14 protein-coding genes are annotated in these 12,035 nt (G+C 67.3%); 7 read left to right on the top strand and 7 right to left on the bottom strand.

Features of this window, described 5'->3' with window-relative positions:
* Position 1 precedes the first annotated feature (1 nt).
* Together CWS39_RS02985 and CWS39_RS02980 are read right to left on the bottom strand one after the other, a co-directional pair.
* A complete protein-coding gene (locus CWS39_RS02985) occupies positions 2 to 742 on the bottom strand; it encodes a 1-acyl-sn-glycerol-3-phosphate acyltransferase (protein ID WP_102141473.1) in 741 nt (246 codons plus the stop codon).
* Between the two features lie 199 nt (positions 743 to 941).
* Positions 942 to 1,514, bottom strand: coding sequence for an HD domain-containing protein (locus tag CWS39_RS02980; protein ID WP_102141410.1), 573 nt, complete (start codon positions 1,512 to 1,514; stop codon positions 942 to 944).
* A 61-nt stretch (positions 1,515 to 1,575) separates the two neighbouring features.
* Between CWS39_RS02980 and CWS39_RS02975 the strand changes: the two genes are divergently transcribed.
* A complete protein-coding gene (locus tag CWS39_RS02975; RefSeq protein WP_102141409.1) occupies positions 1,576 to 2,397 on the top strand; it encodes an arylamine N-acetyltransferase family protein in 822 nt (273 codons plus the stop codon).
* On the opposite strand, the gene CWS39_RS02970 is transcribed toward CWS39_RS02975, so the two are convergent.
* On the bottom strand, positions 2,375 to 3,394 hold the full coding sequence (locus CWS39_RS02970) for an acyl-CoA dehydrogenase family protein (protein WP_102141408.1): 1,020 nt from the start codon (positions 3,392 to 3,394) through the stop codon (positions 2,375 to 2,377). The genes CWS39_RS02975 and CWS39_RS02970 overlap by 23 nt on opposite strands.
* Positions 3,391 to 4,536, bottom strand: a complete 1,146-nt coding sequence (locus CWS39_RS02965) for an acyl-CoA dehydrogenase family protein (protein ID WP_102141407.1) — start codon at positions 4,534 to 4,536, stop codon at positions 3,391 to 3,393. The genes CWS39_RS02970 and CWS39_RS02965 overlap by 4 nt, the downstream gene beginning before the upstream one ends.
* A gap of 32 nt (positions 4,537 to 4,568) precedes the next feature.
* Between CWS39_RS02965 and CWS39_RS02960 the strand changes: the two genes are divergently transcribed.
* The 3 genes from CWS39_RS02960 to CWS39_RS02950 are packed head-to-tail and all read left to right on the top strand — an operon-like array spanning position 4,569 to position 6,582.
* On the top strand, positions 4,569 to 5,516 hold the full coding sequence (locus CWS39_RS02960) for a helix-turn-helix domain-containing protein (protein WP_102141406.1): 948 nt from the start codon (positions 4,569 to 4,571) through the stop codon (positions 5,514 to 5,516).
* A gap of 2 nt (positions 5,517 to 5,518) precedes the next feature.
* The gene (locus tag CWS39_RS02955) at positions 5,519 to 6,040 is read left to right on the top strand and encodes a dihydrofolate reductase family protein (RefSeq protein ID WP_102141405.1); all 522 of its coding nucleotides are present in this window, start codon (positions 5,519 to 5,521) and stop codon (positions 6,038 to 6,040) included.
* Between the two features lie 20 nt (positions 6,041 to 6,060).
* Positions 6,061 to 6,582, top strand: coding sequence for a dihydrofolate reductase family protein (locus tag CWS39_RS02950; RefSeq protein ID WP_102141404.1), 522 nt, complete (start codon positions 6,061 to 6,063; stop codon positions 6,580 to 6,582).
* A gap of 10 nt (positions 6,583 to 6,592) precedes the next feature.
* Here the strand turns inward: CWS39_RS02950 and CWS39_RS02945 are convergent, their stop codons facing one another.
* A complete protein-coding gene (locus CWS39_RS02945; protein WP_233213333.1) occupies positions 6,593 to 7,213 on the bottom strand; it encodes a TetR/AcrR family transcriptional regulator in 621 nt (206 codons plus the stop codon).
* A 388-nt stretch (positions 7,214 to 7,601) separates the two neighbouring features.
* On the opposite strand from CWS39_RS02945, the gene CWS39_RS02940 reads away from it, so the two are divergent.
* The 3 genes from CWS39_RS02940 (at position 7,602) to CWS39_RS02930 (ending at position 10,130) form a co-directional block, all read left to right on the top strand.
* Positions 7,602 to 7,922 carry a hypothetical protein gene (locus CWS39_RS02940; RefSeq protein ID WP_142386798.1) on the top strand — a complete coding sequence of 107 codons (321 nt, stop codon included), beginning with the start codon at positions 7,602 to 7,604 and terminating at the stop codon, positions 7,920 to 7,922.
* Between the two features lie 166 nt (positions 7,923 to 8,088).
* Complete coding sequence (locus tag CWS39_RS02935; protein ID WP_233213332.1) at positions 8,089 to 9,480, top strand: sensor histidine kinase; 1,392 nt, start codon at positions 8,089 to 8,091, stop codon at positions 9,478 to 9,480.
* Complete coding sequence (locus CWS39_RS02930; RefSeq protein ID WP_102141400.1) at positions 9,465 to 10,130, top strand: response regulator transcription factor; 666 nt, start codon at positions 9,465 to 9,467, stop codon at positions 10,128 to 10,130. The genes CWS39_RS02935 and CWS39_RS02930 overlap by 16 nt, the downstream gene beginning before the upstream one ends.
* A 49-nt stretch (positions 10,131 to 10,179) precedes the next feature.
* On the opposite strand, the gene CWS39_RS02925 is transcribed toward CWS39_RS02930, so the two are convergent.
* Both CWS39_RS02925 and CWS39_RS02920 read right to left on the bottom strand, forming a co-directional pair.
* Complete coding sequence (locus tag CWS39_RS02925) at positions 10,180 to 10,440, bottom strand: hypothetical protein (RefSeq protein WP_102141399.1); 261 nt, start codon at positions 10,438 to 10,440, stop codon at positions 10,180 to 10,182.
* Positions 10,441 to 10,545: 105 nt separating this feature from the next.
* Positions 10,546 to 12,021, bottom strand: a complete 1,476-nt coding sequence (locus tag CWS39_RS02920; RefSeq protein WP_102141398.1) for an aldehyde dehydrogenase — start codon at positions 12,019 to 12,021, stop codon at positions 10,546 to 10,548.
* Positions 12,022 to 12,035: the final 14 nt, after the last annotated feature.

The following is a 12,035-nucleotide window of genomic DNA, read 5'->3' as shown; positions in this document are numbered from 1 at the left end:
GTTATCCGACTATAGGAAGCCGGCGTTCGGACGCCAGTTCGTCGAGCGCCCGCTGCATGACGTGGCGAACGTGCGCGTCCACCTCGTCGATGTCGGGGTCCTCGCCGAACTCGGCGACGATATCGATGGGATCGAGCACCTGCATGACGATCTTCGATGGCAACGGCACGTTGACCGGCAGCACCGCCGACAGCCCGAACGGGAACCCGAACGAGATCGGCAGGATCTTCACGCGCATCAGCTTGTCCAGCCGCAACGCCTTGGCCATCCACTCCCCGCGCGACAGGTACAGCTGCGTCTCCTGCCCGCCGATCGCCACCGCGGGCACGATCGGCACCCCCGCGTTCAGCGCCGCCCGCACATAGCCGGTGCGGCCGCCGAAGTCGATCGTGTTCTCGGAAATGGTTGGCCGGTACACGTCGTAGTCGCCGCCGGGGAAGACCACCACCACGCCGCCGGAGCGCAGGGCCTCGTCGGCGTTCTCGTGATTGGCGGGGATGAAGCCGGTCTTGCGGAAGAAGTCGGCCGTCGGCCCGGTGAAGATCACGTCATGCGACAGCGTGTACACCGGGCGGTCATAGCCGAACTTCTCGTAGAAGCCCGTCGCAAACACCGGCACGTCCATCGGGAACAGTCCGCCGGAGTGGTTGGACACCACCAGCGCGCCGCCCGGCGGGAAGGTGTCTAGTCCGCGCACCTCGGCGCGGTGATAGCCCTTGATCAGGGGCCGGATCAGGCCCATGACCTTCTCGGTGAGGCCCGGATCCCACTTGGTGATCTCGGATGGTTCGATGTCGGTCACGGGTCCCCCTGGGCAGAATTGAAACGTGTTCTAGTTTTGATGGTACCGGCTCGGCGCCGACGTTCAGAATCGCATTCACTCTGCATCTATGGCGCAGAAGTGCGAGAAGGGGCCGCCATAGCGCCAGAGTCAACAGCAGCTACCCGGTGAGGTCGCGGAGCTCGTCGGCCAGATTGCGCCGCGCTGCCTCTTCCCACCGCTTGCGGCCCGGCTCGGTGTGGAAGAGCGGGCCGTCGAGCAGCGCCGTCAGCACTTTCGCCCGGGCCGGTTTGAACACGTTATCGGGAATCTGCGCGTACTCCTCGCGGATCGCCTGCGTGCAGGCTTGGTACCGCAGCGGTTCGGCGCCCAGGCCCGACAGGTCGGCGTCGGAGAGCACCGCGCCGTTGACGTCGTCGTCGGCCACCTTATGCGTCTTGGTGGCCAGTACCAGACGCGCGACCTCGTCCCGCATCGGCGACGAATCCAGCAGTTCGCGGGCCAGCTCCGCCGAGCGCTCCTCGTTGTCGTCGCGGCCGATCTCATAGACGGCATCGTGGAACCACGCCGCCAACTCGACCGCCTCCCGATCGAACTGCAGACCATCGTCGGCGAGTGTCCCGATCGCGTCGAGCACCTCGTGCAGGTGCGCGACAGTGTGGAACCGCCGGTGCGATTCGGACCAGCGGGCCAGCAAGTCCTCCCGCAGGGCTTCGGTCAGATGCGCCGCCATGGCTCAAGTGTTCCACGACCGGCTTGACCTTAACCGCCGTTGAGGTCGCAAGATCATCGTCATGGACCTGACCGCATACTCCCGACGCATCGGCTACGACGGTCCCGCCGAGCCGACCCTCGATACCCTGCATGCGCTGGTGGCCGGTCACAACCGGTCCATCCCCTTCGAGAATCTCGACCCGCTGCTCGGCATCCCCGTCGCCGATCTGAGCGAGGCCGCACTCGCCGACAAGCTGGTGTCGCGGCGCCGCGGCGGCTACTGCTACGAGCAGAACGGTTTGATGGGATACGCGTTGGCACAGTTGGGCTTTGGTGTGGAGCGCCTCGCGGGCCGGGTGGTCTGGATGAATTCCGATCCAGGGTTGCCGGCGCAGACGCATGAAACGCTGGCCGTGACGGTGCCTGGTGTCGACGGGCGCTTCCTGGTCGACGTCGGCTTCGGCGGCCAGACCCTGTCCTCGCCCATCCGGCTGGAGGCGGGCCCGGTGCAGGAAACCCGCCACGAGCCGTATCGGCTGCGCGAGCACGGCGAGGGCTACCTGCTGGAGGCGCAGATTCGCGGCGAATGGCAGCCGCTGTACATGTTCACCACCCAGCCCCAGCCGCAAATCGACCTGGAAGTCGGAAGCTGGTATGTCTCAACGCATCCGGACTCGATCTTTGTGGTCGGGCTGACGGCGGCGCTGGTCACCGATGACGCGCGGTGGAATCTGCGAGGCCGCAACCTGGCTATCCACAGTGGCGGCGAAACCGAGCGCATCCGCTTCGACACCGCGGCGCAGGTGTTGGACGCGTTGACCGACCGCTTCGGCATCGACCTGGACGACCTCGGTGACCGAGTCGACGTCGAAAAGCGGGTCAACGAGGTGCTGGACAGCTGACGACGACGTCCCACGGATCGCCGGCGTCCAGCGCCATCCGGCCCAGCCGTCGCGCGTAGTGGCCGGTGCTGCCGAACTCGTCGACCCAGCTGCGGGCCCGCATGGTGGCCAGCCACAACCGGTGTTCGATCGTCGTGCCGATCGCTCCGTGCAGCTGGTGGGCGATGGTGGTCACCGCCGGGACGACGCGGCCCAGCGTCACCTTGGCCACCGTCACCGCGTAGTCGGTGGTCGGGTGGTCGAAACCGTAGTCCGTGGCGGCGGCGACCGCCAAAGTTGTTATCGCACGGGCCCGTTCGATTTCCCCGGCCATCGCGGCCAGCGCATGCTGCACTGCCTGGAAGGCAGCCAGCGGACGGCCGAACTGCACCCGTTCGCGGGTGTGAGCGACGGTGGAGTCGGCGGCGGCATCGAGCGCACCCACGATCTGCACGCAGCGAGCCCAGGCGCCGCGGCGGATCAACTCATCTCCGACCGCAAGCTCGAGCGTCCGGAAATCCGCGGCCGGCAGGTCGAAGGAGATCGCGCCGCGCGGCTCGCCGGCGAGGTTGTGGCCGTCGCTGATCTGCGGGTCGTCGAGCACCGTGACGTGCAGCGCGTCGTCGGTGCGGGCGGCCAGGACGACGACGGCATCGCGTGGCCAGGGCACGTCGCGCGCCGTTGCGGTGAGCCGGCCGTCTGACACCACTGCGTCGGTGATCGCGACGGTGAGCGGCGCATCGGGCAGCGTCAGCCCAGCGGTTTTCGCCAGCCAGGCCGCGAGCAGATCCGTCTCGGCGATCGGCACCGCGCCGGCGTAGCGGGCCAGCCCGGACAGCACGATCGCCGCCTCCGCGGGCCCCGCATCCTCGGACGTGGTCAACCGGCTCAGCCCGGTTTCGTCGAGCGTGCGCCACAGCGCGTCGTCGAACACCTCGGGTAGGCCGCGCTGACCGAGCCGGGCGTCGAACGAACGGCGACCGATGTCGTCGACAAGCTGCTGCAGCTCCGAATTCACCGCACCCCCATGCCCTTGGCCACCACGCCCCGCAGCACTTCGTTGGTGCCGCCGCGCAACGTGAACAGCGGCGAATGCAATCGCGCGGTGGCCAGCAGCTCGCGCAACGCGGCCGCATCCGGCACGCAGTCGAGCAGGTCCGCGACCAACTCGACGCTGTCCTGCTCGAAGCGGGTGCCGAGGTCCTTCACCAGCGCCGCGCGCGTGGCGGCGTCCTCGCCGGCGGTCAACGCGCGGGCCACCGAGATGGACAGCTGGCGCAGCGAGATCACCCGCGCCATCAGGTCGCCGACGTCCGCGGCGGTCCGGTCGTCTACGTCTTGGCCGGCCAGCGCGCGCACGACGTCGAAAAGCAGTGTGGCGGTGGACAGTATGCGTTCCGGACCGCTGCGCTCGTAGCCCAGTTCAGCGGTGACCTGATGCCAGCCGTCGCCGATCGCGCCGAGCACGTCGGCGTCGGGAATGAACACGTCTTCGAAGATCACCTCGTTGAAGTGGTGTTCGCCGTTCATCAACACGATCGGGCTGATGGTGATGCCGGGGGAATCGGTCGCCACGATGAACTGGCTGAAGCCGGCGTGCCGGTGTTGCGGGTCGACGGGGCTGGTGCGGGCCAGCACGACGATCTGATGCGCGACGTGCGCGCCGCTGGTCCACACCTTCGTCCCGTTGAGCACCCAGCCGCCGTCGGTCTGCGTCGCTTTGGTCTGCACCGCCGCGAGGTCCGAACCCGCGCCGTGCTCGCTCATGCCGATGGCCGAGTACAACCGGCCCGCCGCGATCCGCGGCAGCAGTCGTCGGCGCTGCTCTTCGGTGCTGTACGACAGCAGCGCGGGCGCCACCTGCCGGTCGGCGATCCAGTGCGCGGCCACCGGAGCGCCGTGCGCCAGTAGTTCCTCGGTAACGACGTAGCGGTGCAGATGCCCCAGTCCGCGCCCGCCGTACTCGGCGGGGATGGTCAGGCCGACGAATCCGGCGGCGGCGAGGCGGGCGCTGAAGTCCGGATCCCAGCTGGCCAGCCAGCAATCGACGGCCGGTTGCCAACCGAACTCGGCGCGGTCGGCGGTCAGAAACGCGCGGATCGATGCGCGCAGCCGCGCCAGGTCCGCGTCGTTGGCGCACAGCGCCTCAAATTCGGTCACTGTCCAGCAGAGTCTAGTGAGCAGGAATTGTCATGTCGCTGACGGCGGCTGGCGACGATACTCGTGACGTGAGCGAAGGATCACGCCGCGATCGCCTGCGCGAACTGCTCGACGCCGTCGTGGACGCCGACAACGCCGACGTCGGCGATATGGCACGCAGCAGTTACGCGTCGGAATTTCACTTTTCCCGCGAGGTGCGCCGACTGACGGGTGAGTCACCGGCGGCGATGCGTCGCCGCATCATGCTTGAGCGCGCGGCATGGCGACTGCGGCAGGGGGAGGGCGTCGGAGCGGTCGCGGCCGACGAGGGATGGTCATCGGCCGAGGTGTTCTCCCGCGCGTTCCGCCGCACGTTCGGTGTTCCGCCGTCGCAGGCCGCCGGTGTCGATTTCCGGTTGCCGGCGCCCAACGGCATGCACTTTCACCCGCCGCACCTGCTGTGGCTGGACAGCGACGGCGACACCAAACAACCGGACATCTCGCAGTTGATGGTGGCCCACGACATCGCTGACACCGCCTACCTCATCGACCGGGCCGGCGAGTTGTCGAATGAGCAATGGGCCGAGGAGATTTCACCCGATCAGGTGGTTCTCGACTGGGACGGACCGGAACCCAGCGTGGCAGCGGTGCTGGGCGCGATCGTGTGGACGAAGGAAGTGTGGCTGGCCACCATCGAGGGCCGTGACTTCCCGTCGCGTGCTGTTACCCAGCAGACCACGGCGGCGCAGCTGGCCGAGCACCACGACGGCATCGGAAAACGTTGGGCGGCAATGGTCGCCGACTATGCCGCCGAAGGCCGGCTGGCCGACACCGTGATCGACGCGCTGTGTGATCCGCCGGAGTCGTTTCAGCTGCACGGCATTGTCGCGCACGTGCTGACGTACTCGGCGCATCGCCGGCAACTGGCGCGCACCATGTTGGCCCGGCACGGCATCACCACCGGTCGCGGCGATCCGTTGGAATGGATAAGAGGGAAGTAGGTATGGCGACCGTCTACTACACCGCGTCCAGCATGGACGGCTTTATCGTCGACGAGAACGGCAGCCTGGACTGGCTGATGTCGCGGGACATCGACAAAGATGGACCGTTCCACTACGACGAGTTCATCAAAAGCGTTGGCGCACTGGTGATGGGCTCGACCACCTATGAGTGGGTGGTGCGAAACGAACCCGGCGAGTGGATGTACCAACAGCCGAGTTGGGTGCTGACGCACCGGCCGGAAATCGTCGTTAAGGGACATCCCGTGCAGACTTTCGCCGGTGAGGTCGCCGATCTGCATCCGAAACTGGTGTCCGCGGCTGCGGGCAAAGATGTCTGGGTGGTCGGTGGCGGCGAGGTGGCCGCGCAGTTCGTGGCCGCAGGGCTGATCGACGAAATGATCGTCACATATGCGCCGTGCTCACTAGGCGTCGGCGCACGGGTGTTGCCCGTGCGTTCGGAGTGGGCGGTGGTGGAGACGGCGGTCAACGGCGAGTTCGCGTGTGTGCGCTGGCGAAAGGCTTAGCGCGGCTACCCTTGGCGGGGATGGCCACCATCTATTTCACCGCCGCCAGCCTCGACGGATACATCGTCGACTCGAAGGACAGCCGGGACTGGTTGGATGCCCGCACCATCGATTCGGACGGGCCCTTCGGCATCACCAGGTTCGCGCAGTCGGTCGGCGCCCTGGTGATGGGTGCGACGACGTACGAGTGGATCGTGTCCAACCAGCCCGAACGCTGGCGCTACAGCCAGCCGACGTGGGTGTTGACGCATCGCCCGCAGATCGTCTCGCCGGTGCTGCCCGTTCACGTGTTCAGCGGTGACGTCACCGAGCTGCACCCAAAGCTGTTGCAGGAGGCGCGCTATCGCGATGTCTGGGTGGTCGGTGGGGGCCAGACCGCGGCACAGTTCGCGCAAGCGGGATTGATCGACGAGCTCATTGTCACGTATGCGCCGTGCTCGCTGGGCGCCGGGGGCCGGCTGTTGCCGACATCCTCGCAATGGAAGCTGATCGAGGCCGAAGCCAACGACGATTTCGTGTGCGCGCGGTGGCGCAAGGTGTAGGAGGGCCTAGCTACGACCGCTCGACCGTCGGGACCCCGAAGCGTCGCACGAATTCCCTTGACTTGATCAGGAATTCGAGCTGGTGGGCGACGTCGCGCAGGGGGTCGGCGCTGCGCGTCGAGCGGCACAGCACCACGGCGCCCTCCAGCGAGGCGATACACATGACGGCCAGCGACGCCGCGTCCGCGTCCTGGAATCCGTCGGCGATGAACGCGCGCGTCAGCGCGTCGCGCCAGTGCTTGAAGATGCCGCCGGCAACGGAGGTCAGTCGCGGTTCGTCGTCCGCCGAACCGATCGCTGCCGCGACCACCGGGCAGCCGGCGCTGAAATCGCTTTCGGCGAGCAGTTCTTCCCAGAATTCGACGAACTGCCGCACCAGGTAGATGCCGCCCTTCGCGGCGGCCTCGTCGATCACGGCGGTGATGTTCTCGCCGGCGTACTGCAGCGCCTCGATCAGAATCTGGTTGCGGCCCTCGGGGAAGTGGTAGTACACCGAACCGCGGGGGGCGCCGCTGCGGGTCAGCACCTCGTCGATGGTGAGGCCAGCGGCACCGCGTTCGCGCAGCACCTCGGCGGCACTGATCAGCATTCTGGTGCGCGTCGAACCGCGCTTGGTTGCCGTCCTGGTCATGGTGCGAGTCATGGTTTGAGCGGTCAGGCCGCGCGCGGATAGCGCAGCTGCTGCGGCAGCCGCCACGGCCGACGGCGACCCCGCACACGATGTGTGAACTGGCGGCCGGCGAAGTTGACCTCAATGATCCACATCGTGCGCCTCACTTTCTATGCTCTCAAGCATAGAACGGACAACACGCGTCCACAATTGCTGTATTCCGGATCACAGAATTTTCTAGTGAACGGCAGGTGAACAGGGTGCCTACCGAAGACCTCCGCCCGACGAGCTCCGCAGAAACTATGCTCTTTTGCATAGTGGCGCTCGAGGCCCGCGGGAACGACCCACATGAGAGGGTTCTCATCTCGGTCTCATTTGAGAGACATCGCTGGCCTAGACCATGGACGGCATGCGGGCAACGCTGATAGTCCCGATCGCCGCGTTGGCGGTGGCTGGCGTTATCGGAGTGGCAGGCGCGACGATCGGCTCGAACTCCGACGACGCTCCCCTCACACCGATCGTTGTACGCGCGCCAGCGAGCGCGCCGCCGGTCCCGCCACCCATTGACCGCGACGGCGTTCCCGCCCCGCCGCCCGCGGTGATCGCCAGCGTGCCCGACTTACCGCCCCAAATCACAAGACGCGTTCCCGCCCCGCCGCCCGTCATCGGTGACGACGACGGTGACGATTGGGGTGACGATGATTTCGATGACGGCGGCGGCGACGACTGACGTCGGCGCGAACACCGGGTCCACGCGGGTTGCGACGGGGGAAGATGGGGCGCGAACTGCCGCTATCCACAGGACGTCGATGATTCCCCACGATGCGCCCGCACGGCCACGGTCGAGATGGCGACGGCTGCTGCCGTCCACCGCCAGGACTCGCATCATCGCGTGGATGCTGCTGCTCGTGCTGGCCGCGCTGGGCGTCGTCACATTCGTGACCTGGCGATTGCTGGTTTCGGCCACCAACGCGCGGATGGACGAGGCGCTGCGGTTCGAAGTCGAGGAGTTCACCGAATTGACGGCACCGGGTATCAACCCGCGTACCGGCGAGCCATTCACGACAGTCGACGAGGTGATCCGCGAGGCGATCGCATACAACATCGCCCGGCCGAACGAAAAGTTTCTGGGTTACATCGACGGCCGCTATCGCGCCCAAAGCCGCCAGGAGCCAGGCTTTCCCGAGGTGCTTGCCCGCGACGCGCGGTTCACCGAGCGCGTCGGCTCGATCGATGCGCCGGTCGAGGGGCGCTACCAGCACCGTGACGTCGGCGAGGTGCGCTATCTGGCCATCCCGGTGAGCCTGCAGGGTGACCCGGCGCGCGGGGTCATCGTTGCCGCCTACCTGGGCGACGCCGAGCGCGCCAGCGCCAACACCGCCGCACGGCTCATGCTGCTGGTCGGGGCCGTCACCATGCTGGGTGCCGCCGGTGCCGCATGGTTGGTGGCCGGGCGCATCCTGCGTCCGCTCCGCGATGTGGTGGACACCGCGCGCACCATCACCGACACCGATCTGTCGAGACGCATCCCGTCGAGCGGAGAAGGCGACGAATTGGACGCACTCGTCGACACCATCAACGGAATGCTCGACCGCGTCGAGACGGGCGTCACGGCGCAACGAAGATTCATCGACGACGTCGGCCACGAGTTGCGGACCCCCATCACGATCGTGCGGGGTCATCTCGAGGTGCTCGATCCGTTCGACCCAGCCGACGTCGAGTCGACGGTCGCGCTCGTCGACGACGAACTGGACCGGATGAACCGCATGGTGGCCGACCTGTTGCTGCTCGCCCGCGCCGAGCATCCGGCGTTCCTGCAGCCCACCTGCGTCGATGTCGGTGCGCTCACCACCGAAGTGTTCGAGAAACTCGCCAAGCTCGCCGACCGCGAATTCACCCTCGACGCGACCGCCGGCGTGGTCGCAGTTTTGGACCCGCAGCGGATCACCCAGGCGTTGGTCGCGCTCGCCGACAACGCGTGCCGCCACACCAAGGCAGGAGACCGGATCGGACTCGGATCGGCTCTCGCGGACGGATGCTTGCGGTTCTGGGTGTCTGATTCCGGTCCGGGAGTCGACGAGGCCGACCGGGCCCGCATATTCGAGCGGTTCGCGCGCGGCAGTGCGGGTGAAGAACGCTCGGACGGTGCTGGACTGGGGCTTGCGATCGTGCGGGCGATCGCCAATGCGCACGGCGGCGACGTCCTGCTGGACAGCGCCCCCGGCCGCGGTGCGACGTTTACGGTGGTGATCCCAGCCGTCATGGAGGGCCAATGGCCCGCATCCTGATCGCCGAGGACGAGCCGCGGATCTCCTCGTTCATCGAAAAGGGGTTGTCCGCCAACGGATTTGCGGTGACGACGGTCGCTGACGGGCCATCGGCCTACGACTACGCGATGACGGGCGGGTTCGACCTGATGATCCTCGACATCGGCCTGCCCGGGATGGACGGGTTTGCGGTGTTGAGCAAATTGCGCCACGACCACAACCCGATGCCGGTCATCGTGCTGACCGCGCGGGACAGCGTGCAAGACACCGTCGCCGGGCTTGAGGGCGGCGCCGACGACTACATGCCCAAGCCATTTCGCTTCGAGGAGCTGCTCGCCCGCGTGCGGCTACGTCTGACGCCTGCGCGGCCCACCGAACTCACCGTGCTGTCGTTCGGCGGCCTGCGCCTGGATCTGCGGACTCGGCGCGCCCGGGTCGGCGACCAGACGGTGGACCTGTCGGCGCGGGAGTTCGCGCTCGTGGAGACGTTCCTGCGGCACCCCGGACAGGTGCTGTCCCGCGAACAGCTACTGAGCCAGGTTTGGGGCTACGACTTCGACCCCGGCTCCAACGTCGTCGACGTCTATGTGCGCTACCTGCGCCGCAAACTCGGCGCCGACCGGTTCGTCACCTTGCGTGGGATGGGCTATCGGCTCGAAGAGGTTCCCTGACGGGAAGCCCCGCCACCGTGGACGCGGTGGCGGGCTCTCCCCGGCCGGATCAGTCGTCGTACCAGTCGTCCCAGTCGTCGTCCCAGTCGTCACCGAGGCCGACGAAGCCCCCGGGTATGACGGACGGCAACCGGACCACCTCGTCAAGGTCGTCCAGCACGTCGTCGAACGGCCAGTCGGTGCTGATACCGGTCGCGGTGGGGTGAGCAGCCAGTCCGGTGTCTGCGGCCGCGGCGCCTGCGCCGGCGATTCCGAGCCCGGTGAAAGCCGCCCCGATCGTCAGCACCTTCCAAATGGCGAGACGTTGCATGATGTTCTCCCTGTCGTTGTTATTCCCGACAAGGCGATGCTGTCCCGCTCAGATGAGTTCTCCGGGAGCCGTGGATGAGCAACCTCTCATCCTGTGCCTAGCGCGCTAGACCTCCGGCGTGTAGCCGAACGGCAGCAGGATGCTCTTGGCCTCGCAGTACTGCTCGATGCCTTCGGGCCCGTTCTCGCGGCCGATGCCCGAGTTCTTGTACCCGCCGAACGGCGCACCGGGATCGAACGCGTACATGTTCACCGCATACGTTCCGGTGCGGATCTTCTTCGCGATCTCGACGGCCTTCGGGAAGTCGGTCGTGTACACGCTGCCGGCCAGGCCGTAGGGCGAGTCGTTCGCGATGCGGATCGCGTCCTCTTCGGTGTCGTAGGGGATGATCGCCAGCACCGGCCCGAAGATCTCCTCCTGGGCGATGGTCATCGAATTGTCGACGTCGGCGAACACCGTCGGCTGCACGAACCAGCCGCTGTCCAGGCCCTCCGGGCGGCCGCCGCCAGTGACCAGCCGCGCGCCCTCCTCGATGCCCTTGCGGATGTAGCCCTCCACCCGCTCGCGCTGCTTCTCGCTGATCAGCGGGCCGATCGCGGCGGCCGGATCGTCGGGCAGACCGACCGGCATGGCCGCCACCGCCGCCGACACCTTCTCCACGACCTCGTCGTAACGCGACCGCGGCGCGAGGATGCGGGTCTGCCCGACGCACGCCTGCCCGCAGTTCATCAGGCCGGAGAAGACCAGCATCGGCAGCGTCGAATCCAGGTCGGCGTCCTCGAGAATGATCGCCGCGGACTTGCCGCCGAGCTCCAGCGTGCACGGCTTGAGCTGCTCGGCGGCCAGCTTGCCGATCTCCTTGCCGACCGCCGAGCTGCCGGTGAACGTGAACTTGTCCAACTCGGGGTTGGCGGTCAGCGCACGGCCCGTCTCCGGCCCTCCGGGCACCACCGACAGCACACCCTCGGGCAGGCCGGCCTCGACGAACACCTCGGCGAGCGCGTTGGTCGACAGCGGCGTCTCGGCCGCGGGCTTGAGAACGACGGTGCAGCCGGCCAGCAGTGCGGGGCCGAGTTTGTTGGCGGCCAGAAACAGCGGCACATTCCACGCCACCACCGCGCCCACGACGCCGACGGGCTCCTTGGTCACCAAGGTCTGGCCGTAGATGCCATCGCGAATCTCGTTCCACACGAACTTGTCTGCGGCGCCGGCGTAGTACTGAAGCGTCGACAGCGCGGCGCCGTACTGCATCATGTCGACGATGGTCTGCGGCTGACCGGTCTCGAGCTTCAGCAGATGCTTGAACAGATCCGCGCGATCCTCGATCAGCTTGACCGCGCGGCCGATCACCGCGGCGCGGTCCGCCGGCGGCATCGACGGCCACGGGCCTTCATCGAAGGCCTTGCGGGCCGCGGCACACGCGGCGTTGACGTCGGCCTCCGCGGCCAGCGGCACCTTGCCGACGAGCTCGCCCGTCGCGGGGGAGTGCACCTCGATGACCTCTGAGGTCGCCGGCTCGACCCATTTACCGCCGATGAAGAGCTTGTCGTATTCGGTCTTGTAAGCCGTGCTCTGCGTCATGGCGCCACCCTACC

Source organism: Mycobacterium hubeiense (assembly GCF_002838065.1).
Lineage (GTDB): Bacteria > Actinomycetota > Actinomycetes > Mycobacteriales > Mycobacteriaceae > Mycobacterium > Mycobacterium hubeiense.
The sequence above is the reverse complement of the archived record's forward strand: the minus strand, read 5'-3'. Positions and strand labels throughout refer to the sequence as shown.